At 67.8% G+C, this 22,173-nt stretch carries 22 protein-coding genes, 1 tRNA gene and 2 pseudogenes; 9 read left to right on the top strand and 16 right to left on the bottom strand.

Annotation, left to right across the window (positions count from 1 at the left end):
- Positions 1-60 precede the first annotated feature (60 nt).
- The 3 genes from CK240_RS09310 to trpA all read right to left on the bottom strand — a co-directional run bounded on the left by CK240_RS09310 (position 61) and on the right by trpA (position 2,279).
- Positions 61-777: a molecular chaperone DjiA gene (locus tag CK240_RS09310; protein WP_095640068.1), complete on the bottom strand. Its 717-nt coding sequence runs from the start codon at positions 775-777 to the stop codon at positions 61-63.
- Between the two features lie 50 nt (positions 778-827).
- Positions 828-1,370 carry a GNAT family N-acetyltransferase gene (locus CK240_RS09305; RefSeq protein ID WP_240517354.1) on the bottom strand — a complete coding sequence of 181 codons (543 nt, stop codon included), beginning with the start codon at positions 1,368-1,370 and terminating at the stop codon, positions 828-830.
- An 84-nt stretch (positions 1,371-1,454) separates the two neighbouring features.
- Positions 1,455-2,279: a tryptophan synthase subunit alpha gene (trpA, locus tag CK240_RS09300; RefSeq protein ID WP_095640067.1), complete on the bottom strand. Its 825-nt coding sequence runs from the start codon at positions 2,277-2,279 to the stop codon at positions 1,455-1,457.
- 128 nt (positions 2,280-2,407) lie between these two features.
- Between trpA and ychF the strand changes: the two genes are divergently transcribed.
- The 7 genes and pseudogenes from ychF (at position 2,408) to CK240_RS09275 (ending at position 7,275) form a co-directional block, all read left to right on the top strand.
- The gene (ychF, locus tag CK240_RS09295) at positions 2,408-3,505 is read left to right on the top strand and encodes a redox-regulated ATPase YchF (RefSeq protein ID WP_095640066.1); all 1,098 of its coding nucleotides are present in this window, start codon (positions 2,408-2,410) and stop codon (positions 3,503-3,505) included.
- Between the two features lie 523 nt (positions 3,506-4,028).
- Entirely contained in the window at positions 4,029-4,175 is a 147-nt protein-coding gene (locus tag CK240_RS18965; RefSeq protein ID WP_205957800.1) for a hypothetical protein, read from the top strand.
- Positions 4,176-4,488: 313 nt separating this feature from the next.
- A complete protein-coding gene (locus CK240_RS09290) occupies positions 4,489-4,722 on the top strand; it encodes a hypothetical protein (protein ID WP_095640065.1) in 234 nt (77 codons plus the stop codon).
- 28 nt (positions 4,723-4,750) lie between these two features.
- Positions 4,751-5,479, top strand: a pseudogene (locus tag CK240_RS09285) (DUF1254 domain-containing protein); the annotation flags it as partial.
- A gap of 15 nt (positions 5,480-5,494) precedes the next feature.
- A pseudogene (locus tag CK240_RS19580) lies at positions 5,495-5,728 on the top strand (DUF1254 domain-containing protein); the annotation flags it as partial.
- Between the two features lie 175 nt (positions 5,729-5,903).
- Positions 5,904-6,473: a DUF1214 domain-containing protein gene (locus tag CK240_RS18955; RefSeq protein WP_205957799.1), complete on the top strand. Its 570-nt coding sequence runs from the start codon at positions 5,904-5,906 to the stop codon at positions 6,471-6,473.
- Positions 6,474-7,185: 712 nt separating this feature from the next.
- Positions 7,186-7,275: transfer RNA gene (locus CK240_RS09275), tRNA-Ser, on the top strand.
- 1,001 nt (positions 7,276-8,276) lie between these two features.
- Here CK240_RS09275 and CK240_RS09270 read toward each other — a convergent pair.
- The 11 genes from CK240_RS09270 to CK240_RS09225 form a co-directional block, all read right to left on the bottom strand.
- Positions 8,277-8,576, bottom strand: coding sequence for a hypothetical protein (locus CK240_RS09270; RefSeq protein WP_095640063.1), 300 nt, complete (start codon positions 8,574-8,576; stop codon positions 8,277-8,279).
- Positions 8,563-9,147 (bottom strand): helix-turn-helix domain-containing protein, encoded by a 585-nt coding sequence (locus CK240_RS09265; RefSeq protein ID WP_095640062.1) that lies wholly within the window; start codon positions 9,145-9,147, stop codon positions 8,563-8,565. The genes CK240_RS09270 and CK240_RS09265 overlap by 14 nt, the downstream gene beginning before the upstream one ends.
- A 444-nt stretch (positions 9,148-9,591) precedes the next feature.
- Positions 9,592-11,118, bottom strand: coding sequence for a YfjI family protein (locus CK240_RS09260; protein WP_167650007.1), 1,527 nt, complete (start codon positions 11,116-11,118; stop codon positions 9,592-9,594).
- Positions 11,119-11,123: 5 nt separating this feature from the next.
- A complete protein-coding gene (locus CK240_RS09255) occupies positions 11,124-12,011 on the bottom strand; it encodes a DUF7146 domain-containing protein (RefSeq protein WP_095640060.1) in 888 nt (295 codons plus the stop codon).
- A gap of 90 nt (positions 12,012-12,101) precedes the next feature.
- Positions 12,102-12,398 carry a hypothetical protein gene (locus tag CK240_RS09250; protein ID WP_095640059.1) on the bottom strand — a complete coding sequence of 99 codons (297 nt, stop codon included), beginning with the start codon at positions 12,396-12,398 and terminating at the stop codon, positions 12,102-12,104.
- A gap of 105 nt (positions 12,399-12,503) precedes the next feature.
- On the bottom strand, positions 12,504-12,695 hold the full coding sequence (locus CK240_RS09245) for a helix-turn-helix transcriptional regulator (RefSeq protein WP_095640058.1): 192 nt from the start codon (positions 12,693-12,695) through the stop codon (positions 12,504-12,506).
- A gap of 119 nt (positions 12,696-12,814) precedes the next feature.
- The gene (locus CK240_RS18245; RefSeq protein ID WP_135058817.1) at positions 12,815-13,360 is read right to left on the bottom strand and encodes a hypothetical protein; all 546 of its coding nucleotides are present in this window, start codon (positions 13,358-13,360) and stop codon (positions 12,815-12,817) included.
- Positions 13,360-14,676 (bottom strand): tyrosine-type recombinase/integrase, encoded by a 1,317-nt coding sequence (locus CK240_RS09240; protein WP_095640057.1) that lies wholly within the window; start codon positions 14,674-14,676, stop codon positions 13,360-13,362. The genes CK240_RS18245 and CK240_RS09240 overlap by 1 nt, the downstream gene beginning before the upstream one ends.
- Before the next feature lie 610 nt (positions 14,677-15,286).
- The gene (locus CK240_RS09235; protein ID WP_095640056.1) at positions 15,287-16,270 is read right to left on the bottom strand and encodes a tripartite tricarboxylate transporter substrate-binding protein; all 984 of its coding nucleotides are present in this window, start codon (positions 16,268-16,270) and stop codon (positions 15,287-15,289) included.
- 188 nt (positions 16,271-16,458) lie between these two features.
- Complete coding sequence (locus CK240_RS09230; RefSeq protein WP_095640055.1) at positions 16,459-17,589, bottom strand: CaiB/BaiF CoA transferase family protein; 1,131 nt, start codon at positions 17,587-17,589, stop codon at positions 16,459-16,461.
- Positions 17,589-18,800, bottom strand: coding sequence for an acyl-CoA dehydrogenase (locus CK240_RS09225; RefSeq protein WP_095640054.1), 1,212 nt, complete (start codon positions 18,798-18,800; stop codon positions 17,589-17,591). The genes CK240_RS09230 and CK240_RS09225 overlap by 1 nt, the downstream gene beginning before the upstream one ends.
- A gap of 89 nt (positions 18,801-18,889) precedes the next feature.
- Here CK240_RS09225 and CK240_RS09220 point away from each other — a divergent pair, with 89 nt between their 5' ends.
- Entirely contained in the window at positions 18,890-19,774 is an 885-nt protein-coding gene (locus CK240_RS09220; protein ID WP_095640053.1) for a LysR substrate-binding domain-containing protein, read from the top strand.
- A gap of 207 nt (positions 19,775-19,981) precedes the next feature.
- On the opposite strand, the gene CK240_RS09215 is transcribed toward CK240_RS09220, so the two are convergent.
- Entirely contained in the window at positions 19,982-20,215 is a 234-nt protein-coding gene (locus CK240_RS09215; RefSeq protein WP_095640052.1) for a hypothetical protein, read from the bottom strand.
- A 121-nt stretch (positions 20,216-20,336) separates the two neighbouring features.
- On the opposite strand from CK240_RS09215, the gene CK240_RS09210 reads away from it, so the two are divergent.
- Entirely contained in the window at positions 20,337-20,774 is a 438-nt protein-coding gene (locus CK240_RS09210; RefSeq protein WP_095640051.1) for an arginase family protein, read from the top strand.
- Here the strand turns inward: CK240_RS09210 and CK240_RS09205 are convergent.
- A complete protein-coding gene (locus CK240_RS09205) occupies positions 20,689-22,062 on the bottom strand; it encodes an aspartate aminotransferase family protein (RefSeq protein WP_205957804.1) in 1,374 nt (457 codons plus the stop codon). The genes CK240_RS09210 and CK240_RS09205 overlap by 86 nt on opposite strands.
- Positions 22,063-22,173: the final 111 nt, after the last annotated feature.

Here is a 22,173-nt window from a genome sequence, read left to right as displayed (position 1 = left end):
GCGATCGGGCGGGACGATCCCGCGCGCCCTGCCAACCTTTCAGGGCAGGCACCGGTTCCTTCAGCCGTATTGCGCGCGCCAGGAGGCCCAGGCCTCGTTGATCGCACGGGTGCGCGATTCGGCCAGCCGCACCGCCTCGGGGGGCAGTCCGTGGGCCTGCGCGCGGTCGGGATGGTTCTCGCGGATCAGTTCGCGATAACGCTTGCGCGCCTGGTCCAGCGGCGTGCCCGGCGGAATGCCCAGAACCTCGCAGCACTGGCAGCGGGGGGCGTCGGGCAGGCGGCTGGCACGGATGGCGGCGTGATCCGCGGACGAGATGCCGAAGATACGCGCGACCTCGTCCAGGAAGACCTGTTCGGCTTCGTGCAGGTCGTGCGCGGTCGAGGTGGCGATGACGTAAAGCCCGTCCAGGACGTCCACCAGCACCGGGTCGCCCGGCGGGAACATCCGTGCCAGGCGTTCCGCCCAGAGGTCGAAGCCCGCCACGTCCTTGCGCGCCAGGTCGAAGACATGGGCCGCGTGGCGTTCCTCGGCGCGCGGGATCTTGAAGATGCGGCGGAAGGCCGCGACCTCCTCGCGCGCGACGCGGCCGTCGGCCTTGGCGATCTTCGCGCCCAGCGCGATCACGCCGATGGTGAAGGCGACCGAGCGTTCCGGCGGCACGGCCGCGCGCGTCCCCCCCATCAGCGCGGCCAGCCGATCACCGATACGCTGCCAGAACCCGCGGGGCGGGGGCAGGTGCGGAGGCGCGTGGGCGGCAAGCGCGAGGTCGTCCATGATCCCGACCCTAGCGAAAGAGAAGGTCATGGAAAAGGGCGGCAGAAATACTAGCTGCCGGGAATGCCATCGTCGGGCCGAGCTAGGTCCTTGCCCATCAGCACGAGGTCATGGAACTGTTCGAACTTCCACCCGGCGGCCGGGATGACGCCCCAGCGCGCATAACCGTGCCGTTCGTGGAAGCGCAGCGAACCTGCGTTGGACCCTGTGATGCCGCCGATCATCAGCCGCCCGCCCCGCGCCCGCGCATGATCCTCGACCGCCGCCAGAAGCGCCGCGCCAAGGCCCTGCCCGCGAAAGCCCGAATGGGCATGGATCGAATGCTCCAGCGCCCGGGCATAGCCCGCGCCGCCGCGGAACTGGGTGTAGGTGGCGAATGCAGCGATTCCGTCGGGCGTTTCGGCCACCAGGAAGGCATGGCCCGCCGCCTGCCGCGCCCCGATCATCCCGGCGATCTCGGCCTCGCTGCGCTCGGTCGGCCAGAAGGTGATGGCGGTGTCGCGGATGATCGGGTTCCAGATGGCCGCGATCCCGGCCGCGTCCCCGGCATCGGCGTCCCGGATCACCGCATCTGTCGCCCGCTTGTCCGGCATGTGCTTCTTCTTCGATCAAATATCCCGGGGGAGCCCGGAGGGCGGGGGCAGCGCCCCCTTGCAGCAGCTCCGCAAGGGCCGCGTTCAGGCCCGGTGCACACCTTCCGCCAGGCTGCGCACGAAGTCCATCACCTCGGCCACGGGCTTGCCCTCGCCGATCTGGCGCACGATGGCCGAGCCCACGACGCAGCCGTCGGCGACCTTCGCCACCGCTTCGGCCGCCTTGGGGGTCGAGATGCCGAAGCCCACGACGACGGGCAGGCCCGCCGCCTTGCGGATGCGCGCGACCTCGGGGGCGACCTCGGCCGCGTCCGCCGCAGGGCCACCGGTGATGCCCGTCACGCTGACATAGTAAACAAAGCCCGAGGTGTTCCTGACGACCGCCGGCAGGCGCCGGTCGTCGGTCGTGGGGGTTGCCAGCCGGATGAAGTTCAGCCCGGCCTCCTGCGCGGGGATGCACAGTTCGGCATCCTCCTCGGGCGGCAGGTCCACGACGATCAGCCCGTCCACGCCCGCCTCGGCGGCTTCCGCCAGGAAGCGGTCCACGCCACCCAGCCGCGCATAGATCGGGTTGTAATAGCCCATCAGCACGACCGGGGTGTCCGCGTCGTGCCTGCGGAAGTCGCGCACCATCTCCAGCACGCCCGAGACGCTGCCGCCCGCCGCCAGCGCCCGCTGCCCGGCCAGCTGGATCGTCGGCCCGTCCGCCATGGGATCGGTGAAGGGCATCCCCAGCTCGATGATGTCCACCCCCGCGCCGGGCAGCCCGCGCATGATCTCCAGCGAGCTGTCGCGATCGGGGTCGAAGGCCATCATGTAGGCGACAAAGGCCTTGCGGTCCTCGGACGACAGCCGGGCGAACAGCCTGTCGATGCGGGTGGCGGGGCGCTGAGGGGTGTCGAGGGTCATGCCGGGGCCTTCTGCTTGCGTCGCGCCTCAAGCTTTACCGGCGCCGCCCCCAAAGCGCCAGCGCGGCCCGCTTTACGCCCCGGTCCCCGTGACCTAGATAGCGCGCCAAAGCTGGAAGGGATCGGATCATGGGCTTTCGCATGGGTATCGTCGGGCTGCCGAATGTCGGCAAGTCCACTCTGTTCAACGCCCTGACGCGCACCGCCGCGGCGCAGGCCGCCAATTTCCCCTTCTGCACGATCGAGCCGAACGTGGGCGAGGTCGCCGTTCCCGATCCGCGGCTGGACACCCTGGCCGAAATCGCCGGGTCCAAGCAGATCATCCCGACCCGCATCACCTTCGTGGACATCGCGGGCCTTGTGAAGGGCGCCAGCAAGGGCGAGGGCCTGGGCAACCAGTTCCTGGCCAACATCCGCGAGGTGGACGCCATCGCCCATGTCCTGCGCTGCTTTGAGGACGGGGACATCACCCATGTCGAGGGCCGCGTGGACCCCGTGGCCGATGCCGAGACCATCGAGACCGAGCTGATGATCGCCGACCTCGAATCGGTCGAGCGGCGGCTTGCGAACCTCCAGCGCAAGCTGAAGGGCGGCGACAAGGAAGCCGTGGCGCAGGAGCGCCTGCTGAAGCAGGCCCGGGACGCGCTGGAGGCAGGCCGCCCCGCCCGCACCATCACGGTGGCCGAGGACGACCGCAAGGCCTGGGACATGCTGCAGCTGCTGACCGCCAAGCCGGTTCTTTACGTCTGCAACGTGGCCGAGGAAGACGCGGCCACGGGCAACGCCTTCTCGGACGCTGTCGCCACCATGGCGAAAGAGCAGGGCGCGGGCCACGTGGTCATCTCGGCCCGCATCGAGGAAGAGATCAGCCAGCTTCCCGCGGACGAGGCGCAGATGTTCCTGTCCGAGATGGGGCTGGAGGAGGCGGGCCTCGACCGCCTGATCCGCGCGGCCTATGCGCTTCTCGGCCTGCAGACCTATTTCACCGTGGGCCCCAAGGAGGCGCGCGCCTGGACGATCACGCGCGGCACGCTCGCCCCCCAGGCCGCGGGCGTGATCCACGGCGACTTCGAGAAGGGCTTCATCCGCGCCGAGACCATCGCCTATGAGGACTACGTCGCGGGCAAGGGCGAGGCGGGCGCCCGCGAAGCCGGCAAGTTCCGCGTCGAGGGCAAGACCTACGAGGTCAAGGACGGCGACGTCCTGCACTTCCTGTTCAACGCCTGAGAAGGTCGGGGACGTCCCGAGGGGCTGGCGCTTCAATCGGGTTCGGCCAGTGAGGTCGGGCCGGGCCGGATCGAGTTCGGCCTCTGCTCCGATCTGAGAACGTCTCGGGTCAGTCGCAAAGCCGCGGCTGTCGGGTAGCGCGGACGGGCAGGGGCAAGCGCCTCTGTTTCGTCGATGATCCGCCCCGTCGATGAACGGCTGCTTGCGCCTCGGCGGAATGGCTAGCCATCACATAGTGATCCGCCGCCCGGTCCTCGCCGGGACGGCTGCCCCCGGCGGTCGACCTGAACGGCGACAAGTTGACGAACTGCGCGCTGAGCCGGGCGACCTTGCCGCCCGCCTCAAGGCCGTGGAGGAGGTGCGCAGGCGGACCTGCTCGGCATCTGGCGCGTCTTGCGGCCGTGGAAGCCGGTGCCGCACCGGCCGTCACGCAACCGCCCGTCACCCCGCGATCTGGCAACAGATCAAGGCGCCGGTCCTGTCCGCTTGCATCGGCATGACGCCTGCGGGGCTGACCGTGACAATGGATGACACGGAGGTGCTGGTCGTTCCCCGCGATCGGATGTCGGACCTGATGGTGGACATGCAAGAGGGAATGCACCCTCCTCAAAGAGAGCGGCCCATCCCAGATTTCCGGGCAACGCATTTCACCGCGCTGAAACCTCATTGATCGGGCCATTCAGGCTCGGTTGCACGAACGCGGGTCCGGGCGGCACCACGAAATCAAATCCTGTCAGCGAAACGGGAGGCACATGGTAAGCGCTGTTACCGACTGGAATGATCGCAAGACAGACAGGTTGAGATCCACATTGCTGCTGGCGTTCTGCCGTGCCCTGTTTCTGCCCGAAGGCTGCCAGTCTGCATGCGACTGACAAGGCATCGTTGACGGGCCAATGCCAGGATCGGCTCCTTCGATGCACCGGAAGATACCCATCCGGCGGGTGGAGACCGGCGCGTGCTGAACCGTCAGGAGTGAGTTCGTCATGAGAGCAGCCCTTCTTGCCGCCCTTGCCCTTGCAACGCTTATCCCCGTTACAACCTCTGCCGAGGAAGCCACGCCGGCTGCACCCGAGCGCGCCGCCATCGAGCGGCGTGCCGTCGAGGCGGTGATATGGGGCATGCCTGCCGTCAACTACGACCTCATGCTGCAGGAGATGCTCACCAAGACCGACGGCGAGGTGAACCAGGTCGTCTACTGGAGCAAGCCCCTCACCTGAAGAACCAGACCCTGACGCCAGCCCCGACACGCTCTACTTCATGGCGTTCTTCGACCTGACGGACGGACCCGTCGTGCTGGAGATCCCGCCTGCCGAGGGCGGCTCGCTCAACGGCAACATCGTCACCACCTGGCAGGTGCCGATCGAGGACCTGGGACTGCACGGCGCCGATCAGGGCAAGGGGGGCAAGTTCGTGCTGCTACTGCCCGGCCATGCCGATCCCGTGCCGGAGGGTTTTACGGCCCTGCAGTCCGACACGTTCGGGGGCTACATGCTGTTCCGCTCGACCCTCGCCAGTCACGACGAGGACGAGGTCGAGCGTGCCCGCGCCTACGCCATGCAGGTCGAGGTTTATCCCCTGGCCGAGGCCGGCAACCCGCCCCCCACCGTCTACACCGACGCCTGGGACGTCCTCTTCGACGCCACCATCCGCTACGACGCGAGCTTCTTCCAGAACCTCACCCGCATCGTCCAGAGCGAACCCTGGCTCGAACGCGACCGCCTGATGATCGACTACCTCCGGTCGATCGGGATCGAGAAGGGCCAGCCCTTTGCGCCCGACGCCGAGATGACAACGCTGCTCGACGCGGCCGCCCAGGAGGCTCGGGCCTGGCTCGAGGCGCGCTATGATGCCTTCTACCCGGGGTTCTTCACACCGGAAGGACAGTGGACCTTTCCCGTTCCAGCCGAACTCGTGCAGGCGCTGCAGAACGGCTACAGCGACCCCGACGCCTATCCGGTCGATCCGCGGGGGTGACCTTCACCTTTGCCTATGTCGCCACCAAGCGCCTCGGCGCGGGTCAGTTCTACCTCGTCAGCATCCACGATGCGGATGGCAGCGCCCTACTTCGGTCACACGGTTGCCGAGGCCGAGGGGATCGGGCGCTTCTTCCATCACCGCACGCCGATGGAGATCGACACGCAGACCGTCATCCGGGCCAATCGCGACACCCTCTACTCGACGGCGGTCGTGGACCTTGACGCCGGTCCCGTGACCATCGTCCTGCCCGAGGCCGAAGGCCGGTTCCGGTCGGTGATCGTCATCACCGGCGATCATTACGTCATCGACACCCGCTATGACGCCGGCAGCTACACCTACGACCGGGATGGGGTCGGCACGCGCTATGCCATGATCGGCGCGCACCCTCGTCGACCCCGAGGACCCTACCGATGTCGAGGCCGTGCACCGCCTGCAGGATGCCATGCGGATCGAGCAGCCGGGCGGCCCCGGCACCTTCGAGGTGCCCAGGTGGGACAAGGCCAGCCAGGACCGCATCCGCGACGCGCTTCTCGTGCTGGCCGAGTCGTTGCCGGACACCCACGGCATGTTCGGCACCGCCGACGAGGTCGATCCGGTCCGACACCTGATCGGTACCGCCTCGGCCTGGGGCGGCAATCCCGAGAAGGATGCGCTCTACCTCAACGTCACGCCCGCCAGGAACGACGGCGAGACGGTATATCGGCTCGTCGTGCCGCCCGACGTGCCGGTCGACGGCTTCTGGTCGATCAGCCGCTACAACGCGCAAGGCTACTTCGCGCCGAACGACCTGAACGCCTACTCGGTCAACAACATCACCGCGAAGACGGCCGCGGACGGCTCGGTCTCGGTGCAGTTCGGCGGCTGCGAGGGCGACATCCCGAACTGCCTGCCGATCGACCCGGGGTGGAACTACATGGTTCGCCTCTACCGGCCCCGACCCGAGGTCCTGAGCGGCACCTGGACCTTTCCTGAAGCGGAACCGGCCGAATAGCGCACCGACCGAGCCGGGCTTGCAGGGGAGGCGTGGTTCTGCGGGAGGTGGCTGACACTTGCAGGGTGGTCGTGATGGCCCGCCGTCATGACTGAGCTTCAGATTATCGCTACACGCCCGAAGGCCGCCACCCGCTTCGTGAAAGCTGCCTTTGGGGTTCGCTCCGTTAGCAGCGTTGTGCCGTGCTGGAGCAGCTTGCCGCTGGGCGGATAAGCCGGACCGAGACTTGGAGGACAGGTTTGCTGCTACAGGAATGGAACGCTTCGTTGGGTAGCGCGAACGTAGGCGCTCATGAAAGCTGCAGAGGACACGAAGGGCGGCATGAGTGAATCAAGCTGCGGCACGACGCATCGAACGAGCGTCCGCTGAGGACCTTCTGCGCCCCCGCAGTTGGAAACCAAGTCAACGTGCTGCGGTAGCCTCGAATGTTTCAGATGGCCTCATAGCGACGATCTCTGGTGCTCTCTCGCGAGCAGATGCTGGACCTGACGGTGCGGACCGGGATTGCCCTGCAGGAGGCGCCGCCTAATCCTCCAGCTTCAACGTGATGGAACGCTGCGGGAACAGGCGTCGCCAAATTTTCGCCATATATCCATGCGCGTTCTTGCGTCGTCCTGTGCTGTGGCGCTGTGCAGCAGACGCCGCAGATTTCTCGCGTCTGCTTCCAGAAAGCCCTTGTTTCCCTCGGCTTCCTGCTGCTAGACCCCGCGGCGGAGACGTGGCCGAGTGGTCGAAGGCACACCCCTGCTAAGGGTGCAGGCGGGAAACCGTCTCGAGGGTTCGAATCCCTTCGTCTCCGCCACGACCTATTGATTCCAATAGATATTTTGGCGGTTTTGACGACTTACCCGCCGAAATGCCCGCCATACTGAAAACGCTTGGTTGCTGCGTGGTGCGACAGGTGGACGCGGCGTGTCCTGTTCCTGTCCATGCGCGCTGAATCAGCGGCCTAGCCCTTTTCCTGAATCGCAGATGCGTGCTGCGCGCTGGGCTGCCGGTCAGCGGACAGAAGCCTGCCAGCTTTCATCCCGCCCCCCCCGGAGTTTAAGGCACCCCGTCCCTTCCGTGACCGGCGGCCCCGATGCGTTTTCCCCGAAAGCTGCCCGGCGGATAGGGTAGAACTTCACGCGGGCTGCGCGGCGCTCACGGCTGCACCCGAGTTGGCATCCCCAACCCTGTTTAGCCCGGCGCAGGCAGGGGTTTGCGGCCAGCGCCATGCCAATGCCAACCTCGTTTTCCCGCGCCACAGTCTAGCCCGGCCCCGGGCCTCGCGCGCCCCTATTGCGAAGCCCCGCTCGGCACGGTCCCTGAACCGGGGGGGCGTCAGAAGGTGCGGCGGCCTTCCAGACAGGACCGGCGGCTTTCTGCGCCATGAACGCTAACACAGGTTTTCGTGTCTCACGCGCGCGCAAGGGCGGGGCGGATGGAAAGTCAGGCGCTCTTGCCGCCGGGACCGGCAGCCCCATTCGCCTGCGCTAAACCGCGACAAAAAAGGTGCGCCCGGCTCACGTCTGGCTCCCTTTTTACGGCGTGGCATAATCAGGCCGCCGGGCATCACCCCATGCGCTTGATTTCCTCTTGTTTGTTTTTCAAGCGGGCCAGCCCGCCCAGCGCCTTATAGCGGGCGGCTTTCACCCCATGAAGGGGCAACGGCGTCTTAGGGTTTTCTTAGGGTGCAGGCGGGCCTGCCATCCTGGCGGGGGCTTTCAGGTTCTTCCGGGCGGCTGGCCCATGCAGGGGGCACAGCGCGCGAAGGGGACAGCGCCAAGCCGCTTTTCGGGGCATCCGGGGCGTCCGTCCCTATCACCCCATCCCGCGCGCGTCGGCGTCTGGAAATGAAGCCCGCGCCTCTGCCTTCCGGCGGGACCGGGCGGCACGTTTGCGGCAGCCTTCGCCACAGTAGCGGGCATCGGCGCGGCGGAACTCGGGCACCGGGCCGCCGCACCAGCGGCACGCCCAGCCGTTCGCGGCCAGGTTCCGCAGGATACACTTGGCACGGGCCATGCGCTGCGTGCGTCCCGACAGCATGAAGGTTTCCACCAGCACGCCCCAGCCCTGCGGGCGTTCCTCGATGGTGATGCCGTGCGGGTCAGGTGCGGGCATGGGGGACGGCCTTTGATAAATCGCGGGTCACAGCCGGGTCAGGTGCCTGATTGCCGGTCGGCGCGGAAGCTGACTTGTCCCGCGCCTTGGCCCAGCGGCGGCGCTGGGCTTGGCGAATACGCTCGATGCCCTCGGGCGTCCGCGCGCCGGTGGACAGCCCCCCGTGAAACTTGCAGCGGCGCTTGCCCGGCTCGGACTTGTTGCGGCAGGGCGTGCCCTTGCGGGTCTTGGCCCCGCAGCGGACGCAGCGACGGGCGGCGCGCTGGGCTTCTCGTTCCCGATACGCGGCAAGCTGGCGCGCAGCCCAGGCATCCATTGCCTCGAAGGGGTCTAACAGCCCATGTCCGCGCGCGTACGTAGTGGTGCAAACAACTGGCCCCAGCACCCAGCCCAGCGCCTCGGCCATGCGGCTCACTGCCCAGCCGTGCGGGTCCAGATGCGGGGCCGCTTCCCAATACTGCACCGCCGTCCGGCCCACCTCGGCCTTCGCGGCAAGCTGGCGCTGGGTCAGCCCGGCGGCCTTGCGGCGGGCGGCCAGTTCTGCCCCCTTGGGTCCAGCATATCGCCTCATTGGCAAGCCTCCCCGTCCAGGCAGGCCAGCGCCGTGTCGCGGTTCTGCAAGCGCCAGCACCTGCCGCAGAACAGCCGCCCTTGCGGGCCGTGGCGTTCAAGGTCCGACATGACCTCCCAGCGGTCGCGGCTCACCCATTCCCCGGACCAGTCCAGCCGCACCATTCCCCCATGAAGGGGAACAGCCGGGCTGCTGGGCGCAGGGGGCGGGCGGGAAGAAGGGCCGTAAAGGGGAAGCACAACGGCACCGCCGGGCATGGGCGCGTTTTCCGGCCCGGACGGCTGGGGGCGTGCTAAACGTGCTAAAGGTGCTAAATCAGCCGTTGCCTGTGGGTGCGGTTTAGCACGATTAGCACGATTAGCACCGGGGGCCGGTTCCGTTCGCGTTTCCTCGACAGGAACCGCAGGGGTCTCGGCACGGATGCGGGCCAGCGCGGCGCGGGCGTCAAACAGCATGGCTGCTCCCCTTCACGATGCGCCAGGCGGTAGAGCGGGCCGCGCCCCGCACCACGGTCCCGGCGGGCAGCGCCGCCACCCAGCCGTGCCGTTCGAGCGTGCCCAGCGCAGCGGTTGCGGCCTTGGTCTCGCGCAGCGCCCGGATGGGGGCTTTCTGCACAACGTCCCCGGTCAGCACCTCCGGGTGCGGCCATTCCTCCACCAGCCAGCGGCGCAGCCGCTCGGCCCGGTCGGTTTCCTCGCTCACCTTCGCGGCGTCGGCCAGCCGCAGCGCCTCGGACAGGTAGAAGTCGGCCAGCTCGATTGCGGACGCCATGTCCTCGGCCTCGACAGACGCTGCGTTCAGGTGGCGCCACAGGGTCAGCACGCCCGCGATGCGGCAGGCTTGTTCGGCGGCCTTGGACGCATAGCCGGTCACGCTCGACAACTCGCCCCCCGGCCCCTGCCGTTCCTCGATGCTGTCGGCAAACTCGATCAGCAGGGCGCGGGCGTCCGGGTCCAGTTTCAGCGTGCGAGGCTCCAGCGCGCGCGTTCGATGGTCCATTGGCAGGTCGCGGGTCAGGATGCCTTGCAGTTGCCGGGCGAAGGATTGCACCGCCCCATCATCCTGCCGTGTCAGGGCGTGCAGACGGGTGCCGATGGTGCTGGCGGGTTCGCAGATCAGGAAGCGCGGCAGGAAGCCCGTGTCGTCGGCCTTGGGGTCGGCCATGAAGTCGCGTGCCACGCCGGGTTGCACCATCAGGTGAACCGCCAGCCTGCGCCCGTGAAGGGTGAAACTGCCCTCGCCTTGCCGGGTCCGGCGGATCGGGTTGCCCTGCCACAGGTCATTCAGAGCGGCCAGGGTCTTTTGCCGGTTGTCGGTGGACATGGCAAAGCCGCCCAGGAATTGCCCGCCTTCATCCGAGAAGATGCCAAGGCTCGGCATCCCTTCGAAGAACAGCCGGGTCAGCCCCTCATAGGTCGGCTCGGTCACGGTGCGGTCAGGGTTGGGCGGCGGTGCGGGTTCCTCGCCCAGCGCCTCAAGGTCCGCCTGCGCTTCCGTCTGCGTCTTTCCGCTATTGCCCGCCTTTCTCTTCACGGAGGCCACGATGCTTTCGCGCTGCGCCCTCCACAGTTCGTGGCGGTCCCGCCACCGCTTGACCTCGCCCGATTGTGCCTCATGCCGCTCGCGCTCGAAGGCGCGCAGCCCGCTCATCAGGGGCGCATCGCACGCGCTCTTGCGCTCGCCGCTGCGGGCGATGGTCAGGGCGTAGAGCGACAGCGGGCGGGGTCCGCCCAGCGTCTCCACATCCGCGAAGCCCTGCACCGCCAGCGATGCCACCGCCAGGGCGCTTTGGGCAGGAATGGCGACAGGGGCCAGCGTCATGGCCTGCACCGCCTCCACCGCCGCTTGCAGCGGCCCCAGCGCGTGAACGGGATAAGCCTCGCCCGCCGGGATTTCCCGCAAGAGCGGCTGCGGGCCTTCGGACGTGAAGGCGGTTTCATCGGCGTGCAGCCGGGTTACGGTATCGGGCATCGCGTTCATGCGGCGGCCCCTTTCAGCTTGAGAATGTCGTTCCAATCCCGGCCATCCGGGGCAGGCAAGAGGCTCACGGTCCAGCCCAGGGCGGACGCGCGTTCGGCCAGCTTGTGCGCGGCTTCAAGGCCTGCCGTGTCACCGTCCGGGGCGATGGTCAGCTTGTGCGGGATGCCAGCGGGCAGACGCAGCCCGGCAATGCCTGCGGCGGACAGGGCGGCCCAGACGGTTGCAGGGCCGCGCAGAAGCCCGCTGGGCAGGCTCAAGGCGGTTTCGATGCCCTCGGCCACCACCAGCGGCCCCTCCCCGTCAGCGACTCGCACAGCGCCGCCCAGCGCCGCGCCCAGCATCGCCTTGGGCGGGTCCACCTCGGCCTTGCCACTGCCGTCAGCCCGCAGGTAGGTGCGATGCACGGCCAGCCGGGGCAGCCCGTCCACCCGCGCCACCAGCGCAGGCAGGCGCTGGGCGGTCGCCCCGTGCCAGCACGCCGGATGAAAGCGCAGGCTGTCCGGCAGGGGGCAGGTGATGCCCCGCCCCCGCAGGTAGGTGTCCGCCAAGGTGCCGTGAACGGGAATGGACTCGTTCCAGACGGCCAGCGCGTGCTTTTCCCGCTTCACGGCCTCCGCTTCATCCTCGACCCGGCGGCGGGCAATCTCGGATGCGCTGGGCGGCTGGGGGCGGTCCATCCGGTCCACCAGCCCCCGGTCGCGCAGGGCAGCCAACACGTCCAGGAAGCTGCACCCGGTCTTGCAGTTGAGAAGCAACCGCCCGTCCGGGGCATCGGCCAGGGTCAGGCTGGGCCGCCGGTCCCCATGCGCGGGACAGCAGGCCAGCCCGTAACGGCGATACCACTTGCCGCGAAGGGCGAGGGTCAGGGCGCGCGCGTCACTCATGGCCGCAGCCCCACACGAAGCCCGCCAGCATCACCGCCTGATCGGGGCTAATGCCGAACCGCTGCACCAGCAGCGCAATCCGCAGCGCCGTCATGCGTCACCGCTTTTCAGCCCATCGGCCAGGCTCTTGGCGCTGGGCGGGAAGCGCAGGCGGGCAATGTCGGTGCCGGGTTCCAGCCGGTAATGCGCCACGTTTTCCGGGCCGCGATAGTCGGTCAGGATGGGCCAGCCGTAATCGTCTTTCAGGCGGTGGACGATAGCGGCCAGACGCCAGCCCTTAACGGCCCGTATTTCGGATTTCGTGCTGATGATGCGGCCCCGGATAAGGGCTTCGCAGGTCCAGAAAACCTGCGTCGGACTTGAATACCAGCGGTCATTCGATGCCATGTCTCGGCCTCTTTCCTTGAAGGGCCGGGCGTGAAACGGTATGATGCAGCTATCCCCGCCGCACATATTACCGCCCCCGCCCGTTTGCCTCGGGTGGGGGTTTCCTTATGCGGCGGCGTTCGCGCGGGACGCTTCCCACGCCTCGATTTCCGACAGCTTCCAGCGGGTGCAGCCGGGCGTCAGCGTCACCGGCTTGGGAAAGGTCGGGTCAGCCTTCGCCCAGCGCCAGGGCGTAGTGCGGTGGACGCTGTAGCGGGCGGCAAGCTGAATGTCGGACAGGTAGGTTTCGGGGACCATGCGATGCACTCCAACGGGTTGGCGTTGGGTGCAATCTGGCGCGGCTCGCCGCGTCAGGTCAGACTGCGGAAACCACGAAAACCCGAATCAGGGTTTTCGCAGGGGGGTTCCCGTTGAAATTACTTCGCTGAACGCTCCCAAGTGCGGATGGTCGTCTCGCTTGGCGGCTCTTTTCCGGTGACGGATGCCATCTCCTTTTGGAGTACGTTCATGCTCCTATCTCCTCGCTTGAATCCTTGGCTGGCATACAATGCCTTTGCAGGATGCTCTGGCCTGCCCCCTTTGCTGCGAGGCTTTCTATCTTTCTGCCAAGCCTTGAAATCGGCAGACCTAACCAGAAGGTCAGAGCCTGAGAAAAGGCCTCCGATAAGCTTGCAAGTGTGAACGTCCACTCGGCCATTATCCGTTAGTGAATAGTAGCCGGCAGGCCAGCGCATGAGGCCTGGGTCCACTTTGTCCCGCGCCTCCAGTACTACCCATTCCGCAGTTGAAGATCGGGCAAACACTGGAATGGCGGCAAGCAACTGCCACATGTCATCCATGGTATTTTCTATCGCCGTGAGCCTCGCCTCGTCATCGGTGAGCAAGTCAGCTTTCCGCATGTGCTCGCGCTCAAGTTCTGCCCTGACCTTCGCTAACCAGACATAATCCTTCGGAACCGCCACTAGCCCAACCTCACCACCTTGCCGCCCGCCCGGCTCGTGCCGGTCAGGTAATCCGCCCATGCCGCCATCATGCTGCGGCGCTTCTCCACCATGTCTCCGCGCCGGTAGGATGCCTCCACCGCGCTTGCCACGCGATGCGCCAGCGCCACCTCGGCCATGTCGCCGGGATAGTGCGTCCGCTCGGCCACCCAATCGCGGAAGGTGGACCGCAGCCCGTGCGGCACCGCCGGGCGCTTGCTCACCCGGTCCACAAAGCCGGAGTTGCCTGCATCCAGGTCCGCCTGATGCAGCCGCTTCATGGCCGCGCTCAGGGTCATGTCGGACAACTCGCCCCCACGGGCCGCCGGGAACACCAGCGGATTGTCCGCGAAGCGCGGCAGGGCTTGCAGCAGCGCCACCGCGTCGGGCGTCAGCGGCACCCGATGCTCGCGCTCCATCTTCATCCGTGCCGCCGGGACAATCCACAGCCCGGCCTCAAGGTCGATTTCATCCCAGCGCGCGCCGCGCACCTCTTGCGAGCGGGTGGCGGTCAGGGCCGCAAACTCCAGCGCACGCGCGCCCATGCCCTCGCGCTGGCGCAGGGCCGCGAACCAGCGGGGCGCATCGTCAATCTGCACCGCCGGGTGATTGCCCACCTTCGCCACCTTGGACGGGGCGGGCAGCAGTTCCTTCAGGTTCCCGGCCCAGCGCGCCGGATTGTCGCCCGTGCGGTGGCCTGCCACCGTCGCCCAGGACAGCACCGCCTCGATGCGCCCGCGCAGCCGGGATGCCGTTTCGGTCCTGCCTTGCCAGAGGGTGCCGCCCGCGTCGTCCACCGGCTGGGTCAGCACCCGCAGCACGTCCTGCGTGCCAATGTCCTGCACCAGCATGGGGCCAAGGTCCGGCAGGGCGTAGCTGTCGAGCGTGTTGCGCCATTGCTGGCGATGCTTGGCGTTCCTGAAGGCATCCAGCTTGGCGGCAAGGTAGCGGTCCACGGCATCCGCGAAGGACAAGCCCCGGTGCTGGGCAGCTATCAGCGCCGCCTTGGCCGCCTTGCGTTCCTCCACCGGGTCGATGCCGCGCCGTATCTGGTCCTTTGCCTCGCGCGCCCGGTCGCGGGCCATCGCCAGCGTCACATCGGGATAGCCGCCCAAGCCGATTTCCCGGCGCTTGGCTCCCACCTGCACCCGCAACAGCCAAGTGCGCCCGCCGTTGGGCGTGATTTGCAGCACCAGCCCGGCAACTCCACCCACCGGGAACAGGACGTTCCGGCCCCGGCCCGGATGCTGAAGCCGCTTCACCTCTATGGCGGAGAGTTCCGCAGCCATCTTTGGCATTCTGACACCCGGCGTATTACCCCACATTCACAATGCAACAGGGCGCGACAGGGCGCAACAGGTGGCGACAGGCAGTCCCACTTTTTGTGGGGTTTGGCGGCCATCGTGCAACGCCATGCTACTGATAAAACAGGAAAATGGCGGGCTTCGTCTCCGCCATCTGCCCTTGCGGTGACATTGTCCGCTTGTGGAAGCGGGCGGCGACGCCGGGTCGTCGCAAGCGGCCAAGAGCGCGCGGTGTCTGGCATGCCGGGCCGATAGTTCCGGTTCCGCGCCGGATTGCACTCCCAAGACCGAAGACGCAGGCCTTGCGCGTCTGCCGGCACAGGCCCGACCGGGGTGCCTTGCCAGAAGACGCCTGCATGGCTTGGATCGGTTTCCGGCTTCTATGCGGGCGTGAGGTCGCCCGATGCGCCTGTCTGAAAGGCCGCCGAAAAGCTCCGCTCCGGTCGCGGGGCACATGCTCCGTTCCGGGGACCATGGGCCCGAACGTCCTCGGGCCGTCCGGGCCCTGCCTTGCGCCATCCCGCGCCCGGCAGCGACCGAGCCACCGTTCCCGGGCACCGGAAGGCCGCAGGCTGGCTGCGGCCTCCCGGCAGGTCCTTCGCGGTCAGTCGGCCTTGAGACCCGACGCCTCGATCAGGTCCTTCCACTTGGCGACTTCGGCTTCCTGCGTGGCTTTCAGCCCTTCGGGCGTTGCCTCGTCAGGGGCCGCAGGGGTGGTGGCAAGCTCGGCGAAGCGTTCCGTGACAAGCGGGTCCTGCAGGGCGGACTGGAGCGCGGCCACGACCTTGTCGACCACCGGCTGCGGCATGTCCCTGGGGCCATACAGGCCCAGCCAGACGGTTGTCTCGAAACCCTCCAGCCCCACTTCGGCCAGGGTCGGCAGGTCGGGAAGCGCGGGCATCCGCTCGGCGCTGGTCACGGCATAGGCCTTGACCGCCCCGCTGCGGATATGACCGATGGTGTTGGTCGCCTGCTCGCAGATCAAGTCGATCTGGCCGCCCAGCAGGTCGGTCAGCGCAGGGCCCGTCCCGGCATAGGGAACCATGACCATCGGCGTCCCGAGCCGGTTTTCGATCAGCAGGCCGCAGAGATAGGACGGACCGCCGACGCCGGCATTGCCGAAGGCCACGCCGTCGCCGCTTTCGCGAATATGGTCCAGCGCCTCGGCGGCCGTGCCCGGCGGCAGGTCCTTGCGGCCCACCAGGGTCATGGGCGTGTGGCTGACGACGCCCAAAGGCTGGAAGGCCTCGCGCGAGCCATAGGCCAGCTTGTCGTAGAACAGGTCGTTCGTGGCCTGCGCCGAGGTGTGCAGCATCAGCGTGTAGCCGTCGGGCTCGGCCCGCGCGACCTGGCCCGCGCCGATGGTGCCGCTGGCGCCGCCCATGTTCTCGATGATGACCTGCTGGCCAAGGGCCTTGGCCATCGGCTCGGCGACAAGCCGCGCCACCGTGTCGGTCGGCCCGCCCGCGGCATAGGGCACGACAAGCGTGATTGTCCGGTCGGGATAGGTCCCCTGCGCCATCGACGCGCCGGACACCAGGGCCGATGCGGCGAGCGCCGCCGCGAAGGTCCAGTATCGGATAGGCATGTTTCCTCCTCTTGCCTGCCGTGTGGTTCTTGATGACTTGCAGGCGCGGCTGCCCTTGCCCTTGCCCGTGCCGGGTGCCCGATGGATCAGGCTTGCCCGTCGGGCAGCGCCGGGGTCAGCGATGCGGCCTTTCGTGGCCGGCTCCCCTCCGGCTCACGCGATGAAAGCGCCGGGGCAGGGAGACCGGGTCAGGGCTCCCGGTCCGGCAGAAGCGGCGCGGCGCGGTCCAGCACCAGCCTGCTGCGGGAAAAGGCGATGGGCGTGCGCAGCCCGGCTATCCCTTCGGGAGCGATCCTGAGGCCACGCGCCTCGATCTGGGGTTCGGCCAGCGCGTCGGCCACGCTGTTGATCGGTCCGGCGGGGACGCCCGCCTCTTCCAGCGCGGCGATGATGGCGGCGCGTGTCGTCCGCGTGGTGGCCTCGGCGATCAGCGGCACCAGCGCCGCGCGGTTCGCCACGCGGGCGGGGTTGGTGGCATAGTCCGGGTTCTCGGCCAGCCCCTCCAGCCGCAGGGCGCGGCAGAGGCCCGCGAACTGCCGGTCGTTGCCACAGGCGATGATGACGTGGCCGTCGGAGGCGGGGAAGGCCTGATAAGGCACGATGTTGGGATGGGCGTTCCCCAGCCGGCGGGGCGTCATGCCGCCGATCATCTGGTTCATCGCCTGGTTGGCCAGCACCGCCACGCCCGTATCCAGCAGCGACAGGTCCACGTGCTGGCCCTGGCCCGAGCGTTCCCGTTCCGCCAGCGCCGCCTGGATGCCGATGACGCCGTAAAGCCCGGTGAAGATGTCGATCCAGGCGACCCCGACCTTCTGCGGTTCTCCGTCCGGTTCCCCGGTCAGGTCCATGATCCCGCACATGCCCTGGATCAGGAAGTCGTATCCCGGCTGCGTGGCCCTCGGCCCGTTCTGTCCGAAGCCGGTGACCGAGGCATAGACGAGGCGCGGGTTCCCGGCCGCAAGGCTCTCGTAGTCCAGCCCGAAGCGTTTCAGCCCGCCGACCTTGAAGTTCTCGACCACGACATCAGCCGTGGCGATCAGCGCCTTGAGCCGCGCGAGGTCCTCGGCATCCGAAAAGTCGCAGGTGAGCGAGGTCTTGCCACGGTTCGCCGCGTGGAAATAGGCGGCGACACGCTCGGTGCTGCCGTCGGGCCGAGGCCGTTCGAGGAACGGCGGGCCCCAGCGGCGGGTGTCGTCGCCCTCGGGCGCCTCGACCTTGATGACCTCGGCGCCCAGATCGGCCAGCGTCTGGCCGATCCAGGGACCGGCGAGGATGCGCGCCAGTTCGACGACGCGCAGCCCTTCCAGTGGAGCCCCCATCAGGCGAAGGCCTGCAGGCCCGTGATGGCGCGGCCGAGGATCAGCGCGTGGACGTCGTGCGTGCCCTCATAGGTGTTCACGGTTTCCAGGTTCTGCGCGTGGCGCATGACCTGGAACTCCTCGGAAATGCCGTTGCCGCCGTGCATGTCGCGGGAAATCCGCGCGATCTCCAGCGCCTTGCCGCAGTTGTTGCGCTTGACGAGGCTGATCATCTCGGGCGCGGCCTGCGCCGCATCCATCAGCCGCCCGACCTGAAGCGAGGCCTGAAGGCCCAGGGTGATCTCGGTCATCATGTTGGCCAGCTTCAGCTGGTAAAGCTGGGTCTGCGCCAGGGGACGGTTGAACTGCTTGCGGTCAAGGCCGTACTGGCGCGCGGCGTGATAGCAGAACTCGGCCGCGCCGAGGACGCCCCAGCTGATGCCATAGCGCGCGCGGTTGAGGCAGCCGAAGGGACCCTTCAGCCCCTCGACGTTCGGCAGCAGCGCGTCCTCGCCCACCTCGACGTCCTGCATGACGATCTCGCCGGTGATCGAGGCGCGCAGGGACAGCTTGCCCTCGATCTTCGGCGCGGACAGGCCCTTGGTGCCCTTGTCCAGCACGAAGCCGCGGATCTTGCCGCCATGCGCCTCGGACTTGGCCCAGACCACGAAGACATCCGCGATGGGCGAGTTGGAGATCCACATCTTCGTGCCGTTCAGCACATAGCCGGTCGCGGTCTTCCTGGCGGTGGTCTTCATGCCGCCGGGGTCGGACCCCGCATCGGGTTCGGTCAGGCCGAAGCAGCCGATGAACTCGCCCGACGCCAGCTTCGGCAGGTATTTCCGCCGCTGCTCCTCGGATCCGTAGGCGTAGATCGGATACATCACGAGACTGGACTGCACCGACATCATCGAGCGGTAGCCCGAATCCACGCGCTCGATCTCGCGCGCGACAAGGCCGTAGCTGACATAGGAAGCGCCCAAGCCGCCGTATTCCTCGGGGATGGTCACGCCCAGAAGGCCCATCTCGCCCATCTCGCGGAAGATGGCGGGGTCGGTCTTTTCCTCGCGGTAGGCGGCAATCACGCGCGGCTGCAGCTTTTCCTGCGCATAGGCGCGGGCGCTGTCGCGCATCATCCGCTCGTCTTCGGACAGCTGGTCGTTCAGGCGGAAGGGGTCTTCCCAGCCGAAGCGGCTCAGGTCCGGGGCGTCCTTGGGTTTCAGCGCGGCCATGCGGTGCCTCCATTCTTTGAAGGGCTGACTACCAGTCCCGCGCGGGGGCTGGTAGCGAGGAATAATCCTCAAACCCATGAGGCAAACTCATGACCTCGTTCCGGTCCCACCATACGCCCAGCATTCCCGAACTGCGCGCCTTCGTGCTGTGCGCGCGGCTCGGCTCGGCCTCGCGCGCGGCGGAAGCGCTGAACCTGACGCAAAGCGCCGTCAGCCGCGCGATCCGCACGCTGGAGGACCGGCTGGGCGTGACGCTGTTCCATCGCATCCGGCAGCGGATGGTCCTGTCGGACGCGGGCCGGGCCATGCTGCGTGACGCCGAGGGCATCCTGGACGACCTCGACCGCTCGGCGCGCAAGATCATGGCCTTCGGGGGCAGCCGGCAGGTCCTGAGGCTGGCCGTCCTGCCGACCTTCGCCGCAACCTGGCTGATCCCACGGCTGGCCGATTTCGCCGCGCGTCACCCCGGCGTGTCGCTGGACCTGACATCGGCGCTGGCGCCGGTGGATTTCGACGACAGCCCCTTCGACGCCGCGATCCAGCGGGCCGAACTGGCACCGGCAGGGGCCGCGATCATGCCGATCCTGCCCGAACGGCTGATCGTGGTGGCCGCACCCGACCTGCCCGTGCCGGGCGACCTCGCGGGCGTTCCCCTGATCCAGCAGACAACGCGCCCGCACCTGTGGGCCGACTGGCTGGCCGCAGCGGGGCTTGAGGTGGATGGCATCAGGGGTCCGCGCTTCGAGCATTTCGAGATGGTCATCGCCGCCGCCCGTGCCGGTCTTGGCGCAGCCCTGCTTCCCGACATCTTTGCTCGCTCGGACCTGGATCGCGGGACGCTCGTGCCGGTCAGCCCGATCTCGCTGGCGGGGCCTTGCCCTTATGCGCTGATCCATCCCGCGCGAGAGCCCGGCGGGACGGTGGCCCTGTTTGCGGACTGGCTGACGACGCAGAGCGAGCCCGCCGGGACATAGGAGACGGGGCGGCTGCGCAGGTCAGCGGTCGGCACGGCTTGCCGCGGCGTGCAGCAGGACGTTCTGGCCGGCGCTGAGGTCCTCGGGCGGGGTCCTCGGCGTTGTTGTCGGCGATTTCCTGTTTCCAAGGGGTGAAGATCATCGCCGTGGGCCAGATCGTGGCCAGATCGTGCCACGTCTGCACCTGATGTTCCGCCACTTCCATCCCTACCTGACCGCATCTGATCGGACGGTGCCGACAAGATCCGGGCCGAAGATGTCGCCGCCCCAAGACCACTCGTCCTCGATTCGGACCGTGCATCCGGCGATGGCGGCGGGCTGCGCGTCGCGGCGCACCCGCTCGGCCATCACGGCCATGGGGTCGGGATGGCGCACGTCGGCCACAGCCGTGGCGCTGTCGGACAGGATGCCCGCCTTGTTCGGCCAGGCGGCCAGCCGCAAACCATGTGGCGGTGCGGGACATCGACGCCCATTACGAGGGCGGCGCGCAGTCGATCTTCTGTGACCGCGCCGACGTCATGACCCTGTCAGTCCATGTGGACCCGATGCCTGTAACTCCTTCTTGACGGGCCGCGTTCACGAGCGGGGCAGGGGCGAGAGCAAGGGCTTCAACCTCAACATCCCGCTGGCCCCCGGCTCGGGCGAGGCCTTCCTTGCCGCGATCTGCCAAGGCTTCGACGCGGCCGCCGCTCACGGGGCAGGGGCGCTGGTCATGGCACTCGGCTACGACACCCATGCCGAAGACCCGCTGAGCCTTGTCCGCGTCACGACCGGAGCATTTCGCGAGGCGGGCCGGGTTGTCACCTCGGCCCGCATCCCGGTCATCGTGCAGGAGGGCGGCTACCAGGCGTCCGTGATCGGCGACCCCCTGAAGCGCTTCCTCCAGGGACTTCGATCGGGGATATCAGGCTGCCTCAGCCCGGCGCGCCGACCTCGGCCTCGATCTCGGCAAGCGACCTGGCGACGATCTCGAACATGTCGTCGGCCTGCTGGCGGGTGATGATCATGGGCGGGCAGAAGGCCACGGTGTCCGTCATGTTGCGCGAGATCAGCCCGTTGCGGTGCATGGCCGCGTTCATCAGCGCGCCCAGCCGGCCCGGTGTCCTCACGGACTTGGCCTGCTTGTCCTCGACCAGCTCGACCGCCGCGATCAGGCCGACGCCCCGGACCTCGCCGACCAGCGGGCTCGACTTCAGCGTTTCAAGCCGGGCGCGGAAATGCGCGCCGACCTCGCGCGCGTTGCCGACCAGATCGTTCTCCTGGATGATCGCGAGGTTTTCCAGCGCAACGGCCGCGCCAAGCGGGTGGCCGCCGGCCGTGTAGCCATGGCCGAAGGTGCTGATGCGGTCGCTTTCATCCGCGATGGGGGCGAAGAAACGCTCGTTCATCAGGATGGCCGAGAAGGGCACGTAGCTTGAGGTGATCTGCTTGGACATCACCATCACGTCGGGCCGGATGCCGTAGGTGGTCGAGCCGAACATCTCGCCTGTCCGGCCGAAGCCGCAGATGACTTCGTCGGCGACAAACAGGATGTCGTATTTGGCCAGCACTGCCTGGATCTTGTCGAAGTAACCCCTGGGCGGGACGACCACGCCGCCTGCGCCCATCACCGGCTCGGCCCAGAAGGCGGCGACGGTGTCCGGCCCCTCGCGCTGGATCAGGGCGTCCAGGTCCTCGGCGCAGCGGGTGGCGAACTGTTCCTCGCTCTCGCCGTCGCGGCCTTCCTTCCAGTAATGCGGGCAGGTGGTGTGCAGCACCCGGTCCAGCGGCAGGTCGAAGGAGCGGTGGTTGAAGGGCAGGCCGGTCAGGCTGGCCGCCGCGATCGTCACGCCATGATAGCCGCGGTTGCGGGCGATGACCTTCTTCTTTTCCGGCTTGCCCAGCGCGTTCGAGCGGTACCACACCATCTTCAGCACGGTGTCGTTCGCCTCGGACCCCGAGTTGGTGTAGAAGACCTTGCTCATGGGGACGGGCGCGATCTCGACCAGCTTCTCGGACAGGTCGATGGCGGGCCCGTGGCTCTTGTGGCCGAAGTTGTGGTAGAAGGGCAGCTTTTCCAGCTGGCGCGTCGCGGCCTCGATCAGCCGACGTTCCCTGAAGCCGACGCCCACGCTCCACAGCCCGGCCAGTCCCTCGATATAGCGCTTGCCGTTGTTGTCGGTGACATAGATGCCCTCGCCATCCTCGATGATCAGCGGACCCACATCCATGTGGCGGCGCGCGTTGGTGTAGCCGTGGAAATGGTGGCGGATGTCGCGTGCCTCGGCCGTGTTGCCGAAGTTGGTCATGTCGTCCATGGGCGGAAGTCCTGCGGGATTGGGAAAGCCGGGCGCGGCAAGACTGCCCGGGCACCCGGCGGTTGTCGACACCGGAGTGCTTGACCGAGGTTTGACGAACTG

Origin of the sequence: Paracoccus salipaludis, from assembly GCF_002287065.1 — a bacterium.
In the GTDB taxonomy this organism is placed as follows: Bacteria; Pseudomonadota; Alphaproteobacteria; order Rhodobacterales; family Rhodobacteraceae; genus Paracoccus; species Paracoccus salipaludis.
This window is presented reverse-complemented; position numbering and strand designations above follow the sequence as displayed.